This is a genomic window from Nostoc sp. ChiQUE02 (genome assembly GCF_034531305.2).
GTDB lineage: Bacteria > Cyanobacteriota > Cyanobacteriia > Cyanobacteriales > Nostocaceae > Nostoc.
Map to the genome: position 1 here is coordinate 1 of NZ_JAVRBN020000077.1, position 18,638 is coordinate 18,638.

Here is an 18,638-nt window from a genome sequence, read left to right on the forward strand (position 1 = left end):
CAGTTGCGTTTTCAGAAGCAGAAATGGTGTTAGCACAACGCTAGCGAGCCTTCTCCCAAGGGGAGACGCTAAGAGCGAACGAGCGTAACTGCTGTTAGCGCAGCGTTCGCGTAGCGTCTCCCAAAAAGCAGAACAGCGCGAACGCATCTAAATATTGAATATTGAATGCTCACAGCAATTCTCCTTATCAGAATAATTATCAGTATCATTTTTATCTATGCAAAATTTTCAGTTAAACAATACCTCTGCCAATTTACGAGGGTTCAACGCCTGTAGAAACCGTATGAATACGTCCTAGAGAAGTAAGCTTGGCAAAAATCTGGGCGAATATTATAGGCTCAGGCATTTCAGGAAGCATTTTCAACATTTCACGAACATATCGAAAACCACGATAATAAGCCTTAAGATCAATCAAACTTATAACTATCTCTAAAAAGGAGAGAGTCTTTTCACAAGTGCAATCATTGACGTTTAACTTTCTTAAACTTCTGATTAGATTTCAGTTTCGTACTGTTGAGGAAAATAATTGTAACGAATTAGCTCAATTACTATTAGATTCTGCAAAGCCGAGGCCATTAGTGCTAGATGCACGAAGTCAGACAGAGTATGAGGTGAGCCATATCGAAACAGCAGTGCATATAGACGCTCTCACACCTGACTTAGCAGTGCTTTCAACAGTTTCAAGAGATAGACCAATTGTCGTGTACTGTGCCGTTGGCTACCGTAGTGCCAAATTAGCCCAGCAGCTTGATAAAGCTGGGGTGAAGTGCATTTATAACTTGAGCGGTGGGATTTTTCAGTGGGCAAATGAAGGGAGGCTTATCTTTAAAGACGAGCATCCAACACAGTTTGTACATCCTTATAATGCAATATGGGGAAAACTACTAAAAGCTACTTACCATCCTCAGGAGTGGTAAATTTCAAGTAAATTGCGTTTGTCCAAGCATCAAATTCCTGATAAAAAAATGGCTCAGATAGCTCAATTTTTCTTAGGAATAAAGCCTCATAACATCAAGCAAGTAAAATAAAAGTAACGATAAAACTACTTAAGCTGCATGTCTCAAGTTTCAATTATCATTCCTACTTTAAACGAAGCAGTTAGCTTAGGGCGGACATTGCGCCAACTGACTTTACTTAATCCGCCTGCTTTTGAAGTAATAGTGGTAGATGGAGCCAGTGAAGATGAGACAGTGACAGTTGCAAAGCAAGACTTTGGATCGTTCAATCAATCGCTATCTGTACAAGTTATTTCATCTGAGCGGCGTGGGCGTTCTATTCAGATGAATTACGGTGCATCGGCTGCAACTGGAGATATTCTTTGCTTTCTTCATGCAGACACTTGGGTGCCAGATGACCTAATCACTGTAATAGAGCGAACCTTAGCAGAGCCAACCATTGCCTGTGGGGGGTTTATTTCTCTGATGAATGGATCTCAAACGACTCGCTGGGGTATCTCTCTACATAATTATCTAAAAACCTACTACGCACCACTGCTATTTAAGCCTCACCTGTTTTTTCGAGGATTGCGTCTGTTGTTTGGAGATCAGGTAATGTTCTGCCGTCGGGCTGACTTTTGGGATTGCAACGGATTTGATGAGGCATTGCCGATTATGGAGGATGGAGATTTATGTCTGAAATTGGTTAAAAAAGGGCGTATTTATCTGGTGAATCGTATTGTTCACTCTTCAGATCGCCGCGTAGTCAAATGGGGTAGTTTCAAAGCAACCGCAATTTACCTTTATATTGGGCTTTTGTGGGGGATTGGCGTTGATGCAAATTATCTCAAGCAGTTTTATCAAGATATCCGCTGATTCAGGTTCCAGTCATAGTAAAGATAGGAAATCGGCGTTGAGGCATTCATTGGCAGGTCTGTTTCTAGGTAGGAGCCGATATATTCTGGAATGGAGGATGTAACCTTGAGAAAGTCTTGACGATACCATTTAAAAATTTTGCTACAGTAGAGTGTTTTAGTATCTGAATCATAACGGACTTTATCAGGATTATTAATGAAGCGACGAGCGTCTTCATCTAACTGCTGAATAACTTGTTGAGGAAAATAAGCTCCAGCACGCAGTAATGGGCAACCAACCGAAGCGCAGACAATCGCAAAATGAATTCGTGGCTCCTGCAATTTATCCCGCAGAATAGAGTTCTCAATTTCAGCTAAACTGTAATTTTTTCCAAAGATATAATAATAGCGACGTTGGAAGAACCACAAAAAAGCTAGCCAGTTGGGAATTCCTAAAATTCGCGGACGAATTGACTCAAGCGGGTATCTCTCCAAAATTGCCGAAATCGTGAACGCATTGTAAAGGTTGATCCACAATGCCAATTGCTCAAAAGTATTGCAATTAGATTTAAAAGCCAGATTTTTTTGACTCGATAACCAATCTGCGATCGCTTGAGGTTGCTCCGTTTTCCAAGCAAAATAGTCTACACGACCATGTTGATCGACATACTGACGCAACAACCTGTCCCAAGGTTCAAAATCAATCATTATCGCTGTGTTGATATATTAGGGAACTCCAAAAATAAATTATCCAATTTTTGGAATCAAAACGACTTTTCCTCCCCCTCTCCCTGCTCCTTTGCCCTAAAAGCGATGGAATATTTTTTATATTTGGAAGTCCCCTACACCCCCATACGCCAACAAATAGCCCAAACATGGATTCCGCTTTTACAAGCGTACCATTCAATTAGATACTTACTGCTCAGGCAAAACTTCAACTGAATGGTTACTAAAATTGTGTTCAAGATAGCGTGGATCGCTTACTCCTACATGCAAAAGAAGTGCTGTAACTAATCCACCGATCGCTGCCACCAAGAAGGTAGTTTTATAGTCAATATTCTCTGCTATCCATCCACCCAGTATGGGAGCAAGGATGGTGGCAGGGGCAACAAGGGTATTACCAAGACCAATATAGGCTGGTCGTTGTTGCTGGTTACCAAACTCTAAGGTCATTACCGCAGCAATATTTTGCAGAGCCATCATACCTATTCCCGCTCCGATAAACACCAAGTAAAACCAGTTTGCATTGGGTGCCAGACAAGCTAAAACCGAACTGAACGCACAGGCGATACAACCAATTTGCAAGGCCAACTTGTGACCCCAGCGATCGCCTACCCAACCTAAAACTAATCCAGCGATCGTTTGCGTGGCCATCAGTACACTAGTAATTAACCCAACAAATGCTTCTCCCATCCCATATTGATGTACGGCATAGAGTGTATAGAACGGAAGTGGCATCAGTGCCAACTGTGAAAGCATACGTGCGCTCACAAACCAACGGAAATTCTCATCGCACCGAAGAATCAGACTTAGACTGTCCCAAAATTCACGTCTAGTTTCAATGGCAGATGATGGAGCGCTTACTGGCTCCCGCGTCCTAGACATAAAAAACCAAGATAGAGCCATTGCAAAACTGGCACATAAAAAACACAGAGCAAAGTTAAATGGTTGGGCAAATTCTTTAAGCAGTAAACCAGCTATTACAGCACCAAAAATACTCATCAGATTATTAGCTGCTGCTAGGGCACCGTAAAAAATGCCAAGCTTTCTGGAGGGAATAATTTTAGCAACCATGCTTTGCCAAGCAGTGGCACAAAATCCGCCGCCTAGTCCATGCCAAATGAGTATGGCAAATGTCAACTGTAAGATAGTTTGGCTATTGAGTCGTAGCTGTAACAAAGCCACCAGTGCTAATCCTAAAAAAGGAAGCTTGTGATGAATTGTCAACAACATTACAGTTGGTTTGTAATACTTTAGACGAGCTACTTTATCAGCTGTTAATAGCTGAGGTAGTTGCCAGCCTAAGCGTGGAATAGCTGGAATCAGACCGATAAGCAATGCAGAACTGGTAAGAGTGCTAACAAATAGAGGAATGATCGTGATAAATGAAGCAAAACCACTCCCCAAACCAAAAAATCCACTTTCAATAATATTGACAGTAAAGTTGTAGCGAAGGTTTTTTTGAATTTCAGAATTAAGCATTTTTAGAGATATTGGAACTTTGGTGATTTATCCCTCTATTGGGGAAACTCAGGCTGTATTTTCAACAGGTTTATCTTCTTTTTTAGGCACTTAGTAAGTAGTAAGTACCAACAAAAATCTGAGTTCCATAAATTGTTCCCAAATGCTGTATTGAAATCACTGTTGGAAAATATTTTTGTAAAATTTCCCAATTTCTACGTCTGCAATCTTTTTGGCAATTCAGGCTTCAACAACAAAGCCCATTTACTTAAACTACGATTGTGCGTTGGTAGCCGATGGGTACACTGTTATTGATATAGAGGATGTTGGGAGTCGGTTACAGATTTAGGTATTTAATTATACCCAGATGAGTATGAATTGTAGCTGTAGCTCAACCTAGACATCGCAGCGGCTGATGAACTCTCTGATATCGAAGTTAAGAAACTGCCAGTCAGCTCTAATAAAGAGATATATACACAAAGCTTTTGACACCAGATTATACAATACCCCTAAGATTAGATGGGGCGGCTCCAAGTCGTTTGAACTTTTTGTGGAGAAATATCAATGACCATTTCAATGTACAAAGCTTTAATACCCGTGTCTATTCACACACTCAATAACCTTGTAAATATTCTTGAAAAAGGTGCTACTTATGCAGAAACTAAAAAAATAGACCCTTCTGTGTTGATCAATAGTCGTCTATCTCCAGATATGTTTCCATTATCAAAACAAGTACAAATTGCCTCTGACATAGCAAACAGAGGTGCTGCAAGACTAGCAGGGATAGAAGCACCCAAGTTTGAGGACAATGAAACTACATTCCCTCAACTTATTGACCGCATTCAAAAAACTATCTCTTATTTAAATACATTTAAACCTGAGCAAATTGACGGTTCAGAGGAGAGAACAATTGCCTTACAGATGCGTGACAACACTCTATCTTTTCAAGGAATGTCATTTCTCCTATATTTTGTTTTACCAAACCTTTATTTCCATGTCACAACAGCATATGACATTCTCAGGCACTGCGGTGTAGAACTTGGTAAAGGAGACTTTCTTGGTCAGCCTTAATAGAAGCAATATCTAACGTCATCATTACTCTAAGGTATTGCATGAAATTCTCTACTCTCTAAGCTGGACTTTATCCATTTTTTTCGTAACGCGATGCCTGCGTCAAGCTGCTAAAAAGCGTCTACACTATCGCTGAAACCTCTGAATTGTGATGTGAAAAAAGTATTTGCCAAAAGCCAGGGTTTTTGTCGGATAAAGAGAAAAGTCGAGCTTAGAGGGTATTTGAAGGGTATGGTAAAAATCTAATAGTTGATAAGTGGCAGTTGGGGTTCTCCCACCGTCTACGGCAATGACAACGCGCTCGTCTTTCAAAACATTACCTGTAGGTAAACTGCCAATCTCTAAACTTGATAATTTAGATTGACGCAAATTTATTCCAATTTTCCCAAAATAATATGTGATCCGTTCTATTCATTTTAGGCTAATGTTTATCCACCAATCTGTTAAGATTGTGCGTGCCGCTTCAAATGAACCAGCAATTACACCATATTTTGTAATTATTGCCCAAACATGGGGTGTTAATCCTTCTTCTATTCCTAATCATTTTAGAAAGGGGGTGAATCGCTGGGAATGGGTTTACCCTTAACGTTGAGATACTCCATCAACTTGATGAATTCATCTCCAAGCCGCAATGTAACGATCCGAATTTTTGCCTCAGTTATATCTTCCAGATCGCTGTAATCCTTTCCTTCAACAGTGATGTCAGAAACTAGTTCAAACAAGAGTGCTTGTGTATAGAAATTTAAAGAGCGATGTCTACGACGGGCTACGCCTACGCAGTTTGTCACTGTTAAGCTAATAGCTCTAATCCTTTGTACTTGTACATCGGTTTGACTAAACATATTCAACAGCCTCTGTACTTACAATTAACGTTCTGTTAAAGGAGATTAGATCAAGGGTAAAATCTTTTTTCCACTCCCCACTCCTTATTTACTTTTCTCCTCATCTCCCAACATTTTTAATAATTTTCTGGCAACTAAAACGCCTACAACTCCTGCACCAACTAATTCCACTGCTTGAACGACTTTTTTACCTACATCGTGAGAGTCAAGGTGGTGATGAAAAATCTCTTCATCCACCCATTCAGTTGTTGCTTTAAAGTCATGAATTGGTGTTGGCAATAGTGTTAAATAAGTACCTTGGCGAATTAAATGCCCAGATTCTCCTGCAACTTCAAAAACATTGAAAAGGTTAGCGGCAGCATCCTTTAACCCCAATTTTAAGAGAGTTCCGCGTATATTTACCTTTGCTGGCTTAAGGTCTTCTCCTAGAGCGATCGCTTTCAAATTACTAGCAATATTAGCTCCTTGTTGATAAGCAACTTGGGCTGTAGGTGGTAGTGAACTATCTTGAACTGTTGCACAATCACCACCGGCAAAAACTTCTGGAAAGTCGAGCAATTGCATGGTGGGAGTGACTAGGGGACGGTTATGATGATCCCGATGCTCTTTGGGAATTGGTAAGTCTTGAATTAGTGGATGAGTAGAAGTACCAGCAGTCCAAATTGTGGTGTATGTTGGCAGTGTGTTAACTTGATTATTGCTCTTATATTCAATTGTGTTAGGGTGAATAGCAGTGGCTTCTGCTCCCGTAAGGATTTCAATTGGTATAGTGCGTTTTTGTAATTCTTTCTCAGCAATTGGGCGTAGGGGATCGTTAATATCACCATCAAGGATTTTTTGACCATGATTGAGCAATACCACGCGAATTTCACTCGAATTTCCTCCTAAAGCGCTATACCAATGTGGTAGAAAATCTGCTATGGTAGCTGCCATTTCTACACCAGAAGCACCACCACCAACTACGACTACTGTTAATAGTTTTCGGCGTTGTTCTGAATCTTTAGTTTGGACGGCTTTTTGCAAACAGTCACGTAAATGACGGTCAAGAGCGATCGCATCTGCTTGCGTCCAGAAAGGAAAGGCATTTTCTCTAGCACCTTCAACTTGATGATAGCCAGTAACACTGCCCAAAGCTAATACTAAGTTGCTGTAATTGTAAGAGTTTCCCGAAGCTAATTTAACTTCCCGTTGGTGCAAGTCTATTGATTGCACTGTATCTTGCACAAAGATGACACCACTACCTTTAAGTAGTTCCGAAAAACGTGGTACTACTTGAAAGGTATCCATCTCGCCATCGAAATATTCATATAATAATGGCTTAAAGCAAAATCGCTCATCTTTATCAATCAAGATCACAGAACGAGGATAGTGTTCGTGAGCTAAATGTAAGGCTGTAAATAACCCGGTAAAACCACCGCCGATAATCACAGTTTGATAAACTGGACTGTTCATAAAATACTCTCCAAACTCTTGATAAAGAGTGTATAGTCAGGATTTTTGCCAGAAGTATATTGATTTACAAAAGACTAATCACTGATTTGCTATACGAATAAAAACAAAGCAATTAAAATTACACTGAGAATAAGAGCGAATGCAATAGCATATTCAACTCTCCGACTAAAAAATCCGACAGCAGCAATTAGAGCGATCGCTAGCCCAATAATGCCAGCATATTGCTCTTTTTGTAACCCGCGTGCAATTAGTGGATCTTTACCTGGTGCTGGAGTTTCTTGAACTGCTTTTGGGGCGAGTTCTGAGGCTGGTATTTCTTGTAAGAATAGATTCATCACATTACTCCTGAAAATATTTGGATTGCTGAATGTTTTTATGCTCGCCAAAGGTAGAGAAGCGAGAAAAGAAAGACCCAAACTACATCAACAAAGTGCCAAAATAGAGTAGTCGCACTTGTCCCGAAGTGAGTTTTATTATAGTTGCCTGGGATGAATGAACGAATCAGCATAATTATCTGAAGCATAACACCAGCCAGGACGTGTAGACCGTGGAAGCCTGTTAGTAAGTAAAATGTCGAACCAACTAACCCTGTAGTAATCTTGAAATCGAGATTTTCCCACTCAATTAGCAGACCAACTAAGAAGTAACTTCCCATTGCGATCGTTATTAACCATAGCCAACGAAATTTCTTGAGTTGATTACGTTTGAGTGCATTTTCTGCTGGTTGAATGACAAAGCTACTAGAAAGTAATACTACCGTATTAATAACCACAATTGTAGACAATTCCGGCCCCGAAATACCGGGTGGTAGCCAATTTTTAGTAGTCAGTCGTAGAGCAACATAGGTAAAGATAAAACTCAAAAAAATGATGCTTTCTGACAGCAGGAACACGGTAAATCCGAACATTCCTTTACCATGATGATCTTCATGACTACCGCCACCACTTGGTAGGAAGCGCTGTAACCAATTTGGCAAGCGTCGCCGCCACAAATCAAAACGGATAGGACTTTCATCTATATGAATAATGCGACGTTGCATAATTCGTAATCGTAATTCGTAATTAAAATTTGTCTAACTCTTTACAAAATTAATGGTGTGCATGGGGTTAATCCAAAATCCAAAATTGAGTCACTCATTGTTATTATAATTTTCGATTACTGAGTACTTTGGATTGCCGTAGTCATAAGGAGGCCTTGTGACAATTGGAATCTCTTCAAAGTTATCTCGCGGAGGTGGTGAAGAGGTTGTCCATTCTAATCCAGTAGCGTGCCAAGGATTGTCAACTGCCCGCGGCCCGTAAAGCCAAGAGCCTACTATGTTAGCAATAAAAGGCAGTGTGGATGCTCCTAGTAAAAATGAAGCCAGGCTAGCGATGACGTTCCATCCTTGATACTGTGGATCGTAGGAAGAAACTCGGCGTAGCATCCCTTGTAAACCTAATGGGTGCATGGAGAAGAAGGTAATATTGGCAGGAATAAAGGTTAGCCAAAAATGCAACTTGCCCCAACCCTCGGCATACATTCTTCCAGCGATCTTGGGAAACCAGTAGTAAATTGCCGCGAAGATTGCCATTGTGATCGTGTTAAAAACGATGTAGTGGAAGTGTCCCACAACAAAGTAAGTATTATTAACGTGGATATCAAACGGCGTAGCAGCAAGCATTACACCGGTAATACCACCAAAAATAAACATGGCTGCACCTCCCATCGCAAACAGCATTGGTGTCTCTAGATGTAGCTTGCTTCTCCAGATGGTGGCAGTCCAAGCGAAGGCTTTAATACCAGTGGGTATGGCAACTAACATTGAAGTAGCCATGAAGGTCATCCGCATCCAATCAGGCGTGGCACTGGTGAACATGTGATGTACCCAAACGAAGATGCTGATTAAAGCAATACCCAAGGTGGCGATCGCAACTGACCGATAACCAAATAGGGGATTGCGAGAAAATGCAGGCAAAACCTCAGCAAAAATACCGAAGGCTGGTAGTGCCATGATATAAACTGCTGGGTGAGAGTAAAACCAAAATAGATGTTGATAAATGATCGGATCGCCATTCCCATCCGGTTTAAAAAATTGTGTGCCAACGGATAGGTCAAGCAACAGCAGGATCAATGCACCCGTCAAGGCAGGCAAATTAATCAGTTGCAATAACTGGGCACTGAGAACCGACCAAACAAACACAGGCATCCGAAAAAATGTCATCCCTGGGGCGCGCATCCAAAAGATGGTTGTCATAAAGTTGACAGCCCCCATGATGGAAGAGATGCCTATTAAAACTAAGCTAACTATCCAAATAAATTCACCGTTAATCAGTTCACCACCTGGAATTTGCAGACTAATTGGCGGATAAGACCACCAGCCAGATTGTGCAGTCCCGTTTGGCAGGAAGAAGCTAGATAGTAGTAAAAGACCTGCGGGTGGCAGAATCCAAAAAGAGATGGCGTTGAGCAGGGGAAAAGCCATATCCCGCGCTCCAATCATTAGCGGTACTAAATAGTTAGAAAGGCCTGCATTGAAGGGAATAATCCACAGGAAAATCATGATTGTTCCGTGCATGGTGAACAAACCATTATAAAGAGGGCGATCAACCAAATTCGATTCTGGGGTGAGCAATTCAGCCCGGATCAACATCGCCAACAGCCCACCAATCAGGAAGAAAATGAAGGTCATCACCATGTACTGAATTCCAATCACCTTATGATCGGTGTTGAAACTGAAGTATTGCCACCAAGTATTACCCTGCTGGTTCTGATAATTTTTCGATTTTTGATCCCCGGTAATCTCTTCACTAAAATCACGTGTCATTATTTTGCTTCCTTCTATTAGCAATACCAGGTTGAGCAGGTGTGACGGTGTACCAGCCGCTATTAAATAATGTTTTTGGTGGTTGGATATTTTCGGCAACTGCCTGATTTACTGGAGTTGGTTCGCTATTAGCAGTTTGCGTGAGCCACTGGTTATATCGGTCGAGGGATTCAACGTATACATCCGTTTCCATTAAGGCAAAGTAAGTACCGCTAAATTGAGAATCTTTCAGCCGATATTTGCCTGGGCGAATCGGTGTTAGCACAATATCAATGTCGCGCCCTGGAATAATATCCTGCTTTAAGCGAAACTCAGGGACATAGAAACCGTGAATTACATCCTGCGCTTGCAGATTTAAGCGAGTGCTACGATTGATCGGCAGATGCAGTTGATTGCTAGTAACGTTATTTGGATAACGAAAAGACCAATCCCACTGCTTAACGAAAACATCAATAGTTTCAGATGCAGGCTTGGGGGCATCGCTGACGGTTTCGGCATAAGCGGGTGCAGATTCTAGGGGTGTGTGCAAATGCACGATTTGCTTTAAACCTAAAATATTTAACTGCTGATAAATATTGAAGCTTTGAAAAGCAATCCACACTACTAACAAAGTTGGGGTTGCTGTCCACAATATTTCTAGCCTCGCATCACCTCTAGAGGGGTGCCCCTCGGTGTAGTCTTCTGGGGGGGCGCGATGGAATGCGATCGCATACACCATAACGCCAACTAGCCCAAGTAAGATAAATGCTCCAATTGAGACTAAGAAGCTAAATAAATCATCTACCCGTTGTGCTTCTGCTGTAGCTTGCGGAGGCATCCAAGAAAACGCCTGTTGCCCAATCCACCGACTGACGACGAGCAACACTGCTACATAAACCGCCATTAATACATATTCAAAAACACTAAACATAAAATTCAATAAATTCTCGTTTAATTATTTGGCGTAAACATTTTTAGAAATGCTATTAGCAGCAGTAACATGAATCCCAAATTCTTCTCCCAAATGCGCCCCCAATGTTCCGTGAACATATAATATGCCTAGTATTGCAATCCCTGCTAACAAGTAACTCCACTGCACCTGTCTGGAAGCATCCTTACGCCAGTAGTAGCGTTGCAAACCTCTCCATACAGTCATGGCGACAATGATCCCCAACAGCAAAACGCCACCCAAACCATGTAAAAGCATTGTCCAACCAGCACTCAATCCCCAAGCACTCTTTTGATCGACTGGTGGATTTGCCAAAAGTAGCTCAAAAAAACCAGCCGCAACCGTGAAAAATGTAATAGTTGCTGCTGCTATCAGGTTGTACCAGCCGACATCAAAAAAGCTAGAACGGATGGCAGCCAATCCCAAAAATTTGAAAATAGGTTTTTCTAAAGAAAACAGCACCCCTGCTATATCAAAAAGAATGGCAATGATAAATAAGCCCAGCGTTAGATGCACCAACTGCGGATGTATAGGAATCTCATAAGGTAATCCATTAGCACCCAGCCGTAATCTCAACTGTTCAATCAGTTGCGGGTTCATGGTGAAACTCCCTGTTTCATGGCTTGAACTACAGGTTCAACGTGCAACCCATACACCCAAAACAGTTTACTCCCCAAATACACTTGTAAAAACACTAGGCAGACTAACAATGTTGCAGCCCCAAGGTAAGCAGGCGGTACTTTTCGGGGGCTGCGGTTGCGAATCACAAAACGCCAAGCTGCGATCGCGGCAACAATCGCCCCCAGTGACCAACCCAAGACGGTATGATAATTCAGCGTTGACTGGGCTGCTTTCTGGGCTTGGGCTAGTCCGGCTTCAAACTGGCCAAAGATAATTGCGATGAAAATTGCGATCGCAGCAACAAACATATTCCAGAAACTCACCTCAAATAAACGCACATTGCGGGTAAAGTACCCCACCACGTCACAGAAAAAAGAAAAAACCACCATTGCAATCACAAAGTGAACGATAATTGGGTGCAAAGGATCGGGGTACGGTAAATTCTGGCTATTGAGAGGTAAGGCAGACATCGCTTTTTCCTTGGGGTATCAGGCGCTGTGATTACTTAGGTATTTTGTAAAAATAGAATTCAGTATTGACTAGTTTGAAGATTTTTAATTTTGCAGATGCTGACAAGATTTAGAATTCTTAACAATCAATATCTAAAAGATAGAGCAAAAAGCTACTATCTTAGGGATGACTTCTCCAAAAATAAATTATGATTTCCTGTTAGCTACATCTCTTCAATTTCCAATTTTATTAAGAAAGGCAGATAGTAAAAGAAATTCATTAAATTTTATCATCAATAATCATACACACCTGAAAATATGCATCTCTACAAGATTAATAAATAACTTTAGTAAATGGTTACTTATCATTAATCAAACTCTTGTATAAATAAATCCATATCAAAAAATTGCAATTAATTATTATAAAATCTATCTCCTGCTTAAGAAAGACATGCAACTGACTTCATTCTTTAAAGATTTCATTCAATAATGAAATTGTGATGAAATTTTTATAGTTCTTTCGGTATAGATATTTATTATTCCAATGGCTAGAAGCGTTCATTCTTGCAAACCCCTAAAGTAATGCCAGAATCACCAAAATAGCTGTTAAAAATTAACCATATAAGCAAAATGTGTAATTGGTATAAAAATTTCAACGTAGGACAGCTTACTTCAATTTGGATTCAATCATAAGTTTTCAATATCAGCTATCTGCAAACTTTGCAAACGAAAATACATAGCAAAAATTCTGAAAAAGTATTATGAGTTATTCCCCTTATCTGCTTAAAGGTCAAAAAGCACTTGTGACAGGTGCTAGTTCTGGAATTGGTGAAGCGATCGCTCGCTATTTGGCTGCATCAGGTGCAGCAGTAGTTATTAACTATCATTCTGAAACCCAAGAAGCCCAAAAAATTGTTGATGATATCAAAGCTGCTAATGGTGAAGCTTTTGCCATACAAGCTGATGTCAGTAAAGAAGACCAAGTAAAAGCAATGTTCAGCCAAACCCTTAAACAATTTGGCACTATTGATATTTTAGTCAGTAATGCAGGCATTCAAAAAGACTCAGCATTTATTGATATGACCCTGGATCAATGGAATGCAGTGATTGGGATAAATTTGACGGGACAATTCTTATGTGCGCGGGAAGCCGCAAAGGAATTCTTACGCAGAGGTGTGCAACCGCAGATTTCATCCGCCGCAGGTAAAATTATTTGCATGAGTTCAGTACATGAAGTGATTCCTTGGGCGGGTCATGTTAATTATGCTGCTAGTAAAGGCGGTATAAATATGATGATGCAAAGTATTGCCCAAGAACTTGCCCCCCACAAAATTCGGGTTAATAGTATTGCTCCTGGTGCAATCAAAACCCCAATTAACAAATCAGCTTGGGATACTCCACAAGCAGAGGCAAATTTACTAAAACTAATTCCAGCGAAACGTGTGGGAGATGTAGAAGATATCGCCAAAGCAGCAGTTTGGTTGGCTTCTGATGACTCTGATTATGTCAACGGTACAACACTGTTTGTAGATGGCGGCATGACTTTGTATCCAGGGTTTACGGAGAATGGTTAAAATTTATGGCAACTGATTCATCTAATAAAACTATATATGCGGCGATGGGCGCTAATTTAGCGATCGCTATTACTAAATTTATCGCCGCCTCTATTACTGGCAGTTCCGCTATGATATCTGAAGGGATTCATTCAGTTGTAGATACTGGCGATCAACTAGTACTTTTGCTGGGAATTCGGAGAAGCCAAAAACCAGCAAACGATCGCCATCCCTTTGGTTACGGTCTAGAACTTTATTTCTGGACTTTTATCGTTGCTATCCTCATCTTTGCCCTTGGCGGCGGGATGTCAATTTATGAGGGAATTACTCATTTAATTAATCCTAGTCCTTTAGAAGACCCAACGTGGAATTATATTGTGTTAGGTATTGCAATATTATTGGAGGGTTATTCTTGGACTGTAGCTTTAAAAGAGTTTTTGCCAACTAAGGGTAAACAAAATTTCTGGCAAGCAATCAAAAACAGTAAAGACCCCACAGTATTTACAGTATTATTTGAGGATACTGCCGCAATTTTAGGCTTATTAGTGGCCTTAATCGGAATCTTCTTAGGACATTTATTTAATAATGTTTATTTTGACGGGGTCGCTTCGATTATTATTGGCATTATCTTAGCTGTTGTAGCAGTGGTGCTAGCGAGAGAAAGCAAAGGATTATTAGTTGGTGAAAGTGCTGATCCTCAAACTATAGCCAATATCCGGTCTTTGTCTAAAACAGAACCAGGAGTGAAAGAAGTTATCCGGGTGCTAACAATGCAACTTGCTCCAAAAGAAGTATTACTCAACTTAGAAATTCAATTTTCTAACAATCTTACAGGTGAGCAAATAGCTTTAACTGTAGAAAATTTAGAAGCAAAAATTAGCCAAAAGCATCCTGAAATCAAACAAATTTTTATTGAAGCTAAATCTTTAACTGCTGCTCGCAAGTCTTATCAAAGTTCTCAATAATTTTTTAATCAAATAAATATCAACTACAGCACTGAACTGGACAAAAAATTATGGTAAAAATTCTTAGTCAAGGACAGGCTTTTGGCTCACCGGGTATCGATCCTCGATGGACTCATGCTAATAAAGATGGAGTGGGAACAGCTTACTCTACCTCTAGTAACATTTGGTTTACTATTTGGAATGGTGTTGTAACTGAAGTCTACCATCCGACAGTAGACCGACCCCAAATTCGGGATTTACAGTATCTAATTTCTGATGGAAAAAGCTTTTTTCACGAAGAGAAACGCCATCTCGAATCAAAAGTTGAACCGATGTGGACTCATGGTTTAGGATATCGCATCACTAATTCCGATCCACAAGGGCGTTATGCTGTAATCAAAGAAGTGATTGCTGACCCGCATTTATCTTGTATTTTACAACATACAAAGTTAACAGGAAATAGCGATTTTATTTCCCAACTCCAGCTATACGCTTTGTGTGCGCCACATCTGGAAGTTGGAGGTAGAGGTAATAATGGTTACGCTGTACAAGTTGCTGGACATCGGATTCTCACAGCCGAGAAACAAGGAACATGGTTAGCGCTGGGTGCAACAATTCCATTTACCCGTCTTTCTTGTGGCTACGTCGGTGAAAGTGATGGCTGGACAGATTTAGCTGATAATTTTCAGATGGATTGGGAGTTTGATAGTGCTGTAGATGGCAACCTTGCTCTGACTGGGGAACTAAATTTAGATAGCACTAAAGAGTTTACTTTAGGCCTGGCATTTGGCACAAATCTGCACAATGCAATTTCTACACTGTTTCAGTCACTCAATATTCCTTTTGAACAGCAGAAGCAGCAATATAACGAACAGTGGAAGCGATGTCTAACGACAAGCCGCTCCGCGTCTACGCGCGACAGCATCAAACCATTAGAAAATATTTCTTATGATGATGGGAAGTTGTATCACAACAGCATTAGTTTGTTGTTGGCACATGAAGACAAAACTTATCCTGGTGCTTTAATTGCATCTATGGCTATCCCTTGGGGTGAAGCTAAAGACGACCAAGACCAAGGAGGATATCACCTTGTCTGGACGCGGGATCTGGTCAGTAGTGTAACAGGTTTAGTAGCTGTTGGGGAAACAGATACAGCAGTGCGATCGCTAATTTATCTTGCAACCAGCCAGCAGATCGGCTAATTCGTTCATTACACCTGAGTAGTTCATTCTCACCAGACCTAAAGTACATATACCCCGAAGATGGGCATTGTTAATAAATATTACTGCCCCAAATAACCACAAAGCTTTTGATAGTTCTTTTGTACTACAATATCATTAACCATTTCATTTTTTAAAGATATTGCGACCACAGCAGCAAAAAAAATTACTTGACTGACATCCCATGTTTACTAACAGATGTCTAGGGTTAGTGCTGAATTTGACTAGGATTAGACAGCACAGATGCATTGGGGCTGTCCTTGTGGCTGGATGAGGTGATTCTTCAATGAGAGGGCAAACGCTTGAATCTTAGCTGATAAACTAATGCAAATATTTGCAGAAATAGCTGAATAGTTGTCCCCAAGGCGAAAAGTTTTTTTGTTTTGAGGGAATCTACCCTCTTCGAGGGTTACATTTAATTCTGGCATACCCAAAGTTTTTAATGTCAAAAATTATATGCTCCAGCTGAGACCACTTGATACTAAAGACTGATTTCTCAATTGATTTCCACCAATAAGATTAGAAGATACCTACATTTTTTCTGGATAGAAAATCACATATTTTTCAATTGTTACCATGTCCAATAGTGTTTTACCTCAAGAGGGTTCTCAACAACAACTAGCATCCCAAACTAAAGTAGTACAAAAGGACTCTGCTGGTGGACTAGATCCAGATAGATTCGATTGGCAAGAAGTTTGGTATCCTGTTTGTTACATTGAAGACTTAAACAAATCTCAGCCAACTCGCTTCACCTTGTTAGAGCAGGATATTGTTCTGTGGTGGGATAAAAATGAACAGACATGGCGAGCATTTATAGATCAATGCCCACACCGTTTAGCGCCGCTTTCCGAAGGCAGAATTAATCATCAGGGATGGCTAGAATGCCCTTATCATGGTTGGGCTTTTTCTGGAACAGGAAAGTGTGAGCTTATACCACAGCAAACACAACAAACAAAAGCAGAAGTTTCTCAAAGGGCTTGTGTGGCAACACTAGCCACCGCAGTTCGTCAAGGAATGTTGTTCGTTTATCCTGGTCGAGCAGAGAATGCAGCTAAAACTAAAGTTCCTATTGTTGAACCACTAGAACTTGACCCAGATGGTTGGATTTGCCTCAACACCTTTAGAGATGTACCCTACGATGCCCTGACATTAATGGAAAATGTTCTTGACACTAGCCATATTCCTTACACTCATCACCGTACCGTCGGGAATCGGGCTAACGTGTCTCCAATAGATTTAGAGATTATAGAATCGGGGAAGTGGGGCTTTAAAGGGACTTGGGCAGAAGGACCGCGCAAAGGAACTTTAGGGCGACAGGATACTACGTTTATTGCTCCGGGATTGATGTGGCACGACCTTACCTCCAAGCAGTATGGCAGGACACTAACAGTGGTCTACGCAACTCCGATTCGCAAGGGAGAATGCCGCTTATTTGCCCGCTTTCCCTTCAAGTTTTCTTCTATTTTACCAGGACTATTTCTGAAACTGACTCCGCGCTGGTATGCTCATATTGGTCAAAATCGTGTCCTTGAAGACGATCAGATTTTTTTACATTATCAAGAACGCTACCTCGAAAAACTTGGTGGTAGCGCCAACTTTACTAAAGCCTTTTATTTACCAACCAAGGCAGACCTTTTCGTATCTGGGTTACGTTCTTGGGTAAACCAATACAAGGCTGAACCATTTAAAGAAGTAGAGTGTCTACCACCACCGCTATCAAAAGAAGTATTACTCGATAGATATCATTCCCACACAAAAAAATGCGCCAGTTGTAGAACTGCTTTAGCTCAGGTGCAGCGCTTGAGAGTAGGAGTAGCGGTGTTGGTAGCTTTAATTTGGGGGTTGCTTCCCTTATTGATGTTGATTCCGAATCAGATTTCTATTATCACTATTGTTGTTTCAAGCCTAGTTATGATAATTGGCCTTTTGATCTGGCTTGGTTTGGGCAAGTTAGAGCAACAGTTTTATCAAGGAGGGGAAATCCCACCTAGAAATCTGCCAGGGTAAGACATAATTTTCGCCTCAAGAAATAGAAACTTTCCACTACCGAATTTTTCAGATGGTTGAAGTCAACTTTAATGTTTGGGGGAACTGTTCTATCAACCGTTCTGGGCATATTACTTCTGATGCACCGACTTATATGGTTATTCATGGTTATCAAAGCACTGGTGGCAATGCAGGTAATAACTACAAAGCTGCTGATTGCATGGAAAACATAGCCCAAACCATCCGAGAGCGTGAGTCTAATGCTAATATCATTCTCCTAGATTGGGAGGGAGGAGCTAGTTCGTTGTGGTATCCCACTTCCGCCACCCGAACACGCGATGTTGGTAATCAGCTGGCTACCTACTTAATAAATAATGGTGTAGATCCGACTTACACCAACCTGATCGGGCATAGTCTGGGAGCGCACATTGCTGGATTGACTGGTTCAACCTACCGTGAATCTACAGGGCGTTCTCTTGCTCAAATAGTAGGACTCGACCCCGCAGGGCATGAGTTTGAAGGCAAAGCCGCAAGCGATCGCTTAGATGCAACTGATGCTAATCGAAAGGCAACAAAGCTAATTCCCCAGCTCGTTCGATAATTCCGGCGATTGTATCTTTCGCCAATGGCCGAATGGCACGAATGGCACTAAGAAAAGCTCTAAGCTATGTGAAATAAGGGTTATAGCTTTTAATGCCAATTGAGCATTAATGGCATGAGTCAGGCGATAAGCCTGACGGCATGGCTAACGCTTACCGCAGATAAGAAGATGATGTACGTTTGCCCAAAAAGTTTT

Annotated in this window: 18 protein-coding genes and 2 pseudogenes; 8 read left to right on the plus strand and 12 right to left on the minus strand. The window is 41.0% G+C overall.

Annotated features, from left to right (window positions below):
* Nucleotides 1-253: 253 nt before the first annotated feature.
* A pseudogene (locus tag RM347_RS33525) lies at nt 254-415 on the minus strand (IS4 family transposase); the annotation flags it as partial.
* A 40-nt stretch (nt 416-455) separates the two neighbouring features.
* Here RM347_RS33525 and RM347_RS33530 point away from each other — a divergent pair.
* Both RM347_RS33530 and RM347_RS33535 read left to right on the plus strand, forming a co-directional pair.
* Nucleotides 456-917, plus strand: a complete 462-nt coding sequence (locus RM347_RS33530) for a rhodanese-like domain-containing protein (protein ID WP_322720770.1) — start codon at nt 456-458, stop codon at nt 915-917.
* A gap of 138 nt (nt 918-1,055) precedes the next feature.
* A complete protein-coding gene (locus RM347_RS33535) occupies nt 1,056-1,811 on the plus strand; it encodes a TIGR04283 family arsenosugar biosynthesis glycosyltransferase (RefSeq protein WP_322720769.1) in 756 nt (251 codons plus the stop codon).
* On the opposite strand, the gene RM347_RS33540 is transcribed toward RM347_RS33535, so the two are convergent.
* Both RM347_RS33540 and RM347_RS33545 read right to left on the minus strand, forming a co-directional pair.
* Nucleotides 1,796-2,497 (minus strand): DUF547 domain-containing protein, encoded by a 702-nt coding sequence (locus RM347_RS33540; RefSeq protein ID WP_322720768.1) that lies wholly within the window; start codon nt 2,495-2,497, stop codon nt 1,796-1,798. The genes RM347_RS33535 and RM347_RS33540 overlap by 16 nt on opposite strands.
* A 207-nt stretch (nt 2,498-2,704) precedes the next feature.
* Complete coding sequence (locus RM347_RS33545) at nt 2,705-3,991, minus strand: MFS transporter (protein WP_322720767.1); 1,287 nt, start codon at nt 3,989-3,991, stop codon at nt 2,705-2,707.
* A gap of 543 nt (nt 3,992-4,534) precedes the next feature.
* Here RM347_RS33545 and RM347_RS33550 point away from each other — a divergent pair.
* A complete protein-coding gene (locus tag RM347_RS33550) occupies nt 4,535-5,041 on the plus strand; it encodes a DUF1993 domain-containing protein (protein ID WP_322720766.1) in 507 nt (168 codons plus the stop codon).
* 267 nt (nt 5,042-5,308) lie between these two features.
* Here RM347_RS33550 and RM347_RS33555 read toward each other — a convergent pair.
* The 9 genes and pseudogenes from RM347_RS33555 to RM347_RS33595 form a co-directional block, all read right to left on the minus strand.
* A pseudogene (locus tag RM347_RS33555) lies at nt 5,309-5,611 on the minus strand (ISLre2 family transposase); the annotation flags it as partial.
* Nucleotides 5,587-5,883, minus strand: coding sequence for a hypothetical protein (locus RM347_RS33560; RefSeq protein ID WP_322720765.1), 297 nt, complete (start codon nt 5,881-5,883; stop codon nt 5,587-5,589). The pseudogene RM347_RS33555 and the gene RM347_RS33560, both read right to left, overlap by 25 nt.
* A gap of 84 nt (nt 5,884-5,967) precedes the next feature.
* Complete coding sequence (locus RM347_RS33565) at nt 5,968-7,335, minus strand: NAD(P)/FAD-dependent oxidoreductase (RefSeq protein ID WP_322720764.1); 1,368 nt, start codon at nt 7,333-7,335, stop codon at nt 5,968-5,970.
* An 89-nt stretch (nt 7,336-7,424) separates the two neighbouring features.
* Nucleotides 7,425-7,670, minus strand: coding sequence for a hypothetical protein (locus RM347_RS33570; protein ID WP_322720763.1), 246 nt, complete (start codon nt 7,668-7,670; stop codon nt 7,425-7,427).
* Between the two features lie 38 nt (nt 7,671-7,708).
* Nucleotides 7,709-8,374 carry a cytochrome c oxidase subunit 3 gene (locus tag RM347_RS33575; RefSeq protein WP_322720762.1) on the minus strand — a complete coding sequence of 222 codons (666 nt, stop codon included), beginning with the start codon at nt 8,372-8,374 and terminating at the stop codon, nt 7,709-7,711.
* A gap of 90 nt (nt 8,375-8,464) precedes the next feature.
* Nucleotides 8,465-10,141, minus strand: a complete 1,677-nt coding sequence (locus tag RM347_RS33580; protein WP_322720761.1) for a cytochrome c oxidase subunit I — start codon at nt 10,139-10,141, stop codon at nt 8,465-8,467.
* Nucleotides 10,131-11,051, minus strand: coding sequence for a cytochrome c oxidase subunit II (locus RM347_RS33585; protein WP_322720760.1), 921 nt, complete (start codon nt 11,049-11,051; stop codon nt 10,131-10,133). Before RM347_RS33585 ends, RM347_RS33580 begins: the two co-directional genes overlap by 11 nt.
* Nucleotides 11,052-11,075: 24 nt before the next feature.
* Nucleotides 11,076-11,669, minus strand: coding sequence for a DUF2231 domain-containing protein (locus tag RM347_RS33590; RefSeq protein ID WP_322720759.1), 594 nt, complete (start codon nt 11,667-11,669; stop codon nt 11,076-11,078).
* Nucleotides 11,666-12,160 (minus strand): DUF2231 domain-containing protein, encoded by a 495-nt coding sequence (locus RM347_RS33595; protein WP_322720758.1) that lies wholly within the window; start codon nt 12,158-12,160, stop codon nt 11,666-11,668. Before RM347_RS33595 ends, RM347_RS33590 begins: the two co-directional genes overlap by 4 nt.
* 740 nt (nt 12,161-12,900) lie before the next feature.
* Between RM347_RS33595 and RM347_RS33600 the strand changes: the two genes are divergently transcribed.
* From RM347_RS33600 to RM347_RS33620, 5 genes are all read left to right on the plus strand, one after another.
* Nucleotides 12,901-13,713 (plus strand): SDR family oxidoreductase, encoded by an 813-nt coding sequence (locus tag RM347_RS33600; protein ID WP_322720757.1) that lies wholly within the window; start codon nt 12,901-12,903, stop codon nt 13,711-13,713.
* A gap of 5 nt (nt 13,714-13,718) precedes the next feature.
* A complete protein-coding gene (locus tag RM347_RS33605; RefSeq protein ID WP_322720756.1) occupies nt 13,719-14,657 on the plus strand; it encodes a cation diffusion facilitator family transporter in 939 nt (312 codons plus the stop codon).
* Between the two features lie 50 nt (nt 14,658-14,707).
* Entirely contained in the window at nt 14,708-15,838 is a 1,131-nt protein-coding gene (locus RM347_RS33610) for a glycoside hydrolase family 15 protein (RefSeq protein WP_322720755.1), read from the plus strand.
* Between the two features lie 594 nt (nt 15,839-16,432).
* Entirely contained in the window at nt 16,433-17,863 is a 1,431-nt protein-coding gene (locus RM347_RS33615) for a Rieske 2Fe-2S domain-containing protein (protein WP_322720754.1), read from the plus strand.
* Nucleotides 17,864-17,915: 52 nt separating this feature from the next.
* Nucleotides 17,916-18,443 (plus strand): hypothetical protein, encoded by a 528-nt coding sequence (locus RM347_RS33620; RefSeq protein WP_322720753.1) that lies wholly within the window; start codon nt 17,916-17,918, stop codon nt 18,441-18,443.
* Nucleotides 18,444-18,638: the final 195 nt, after the last annotated feature.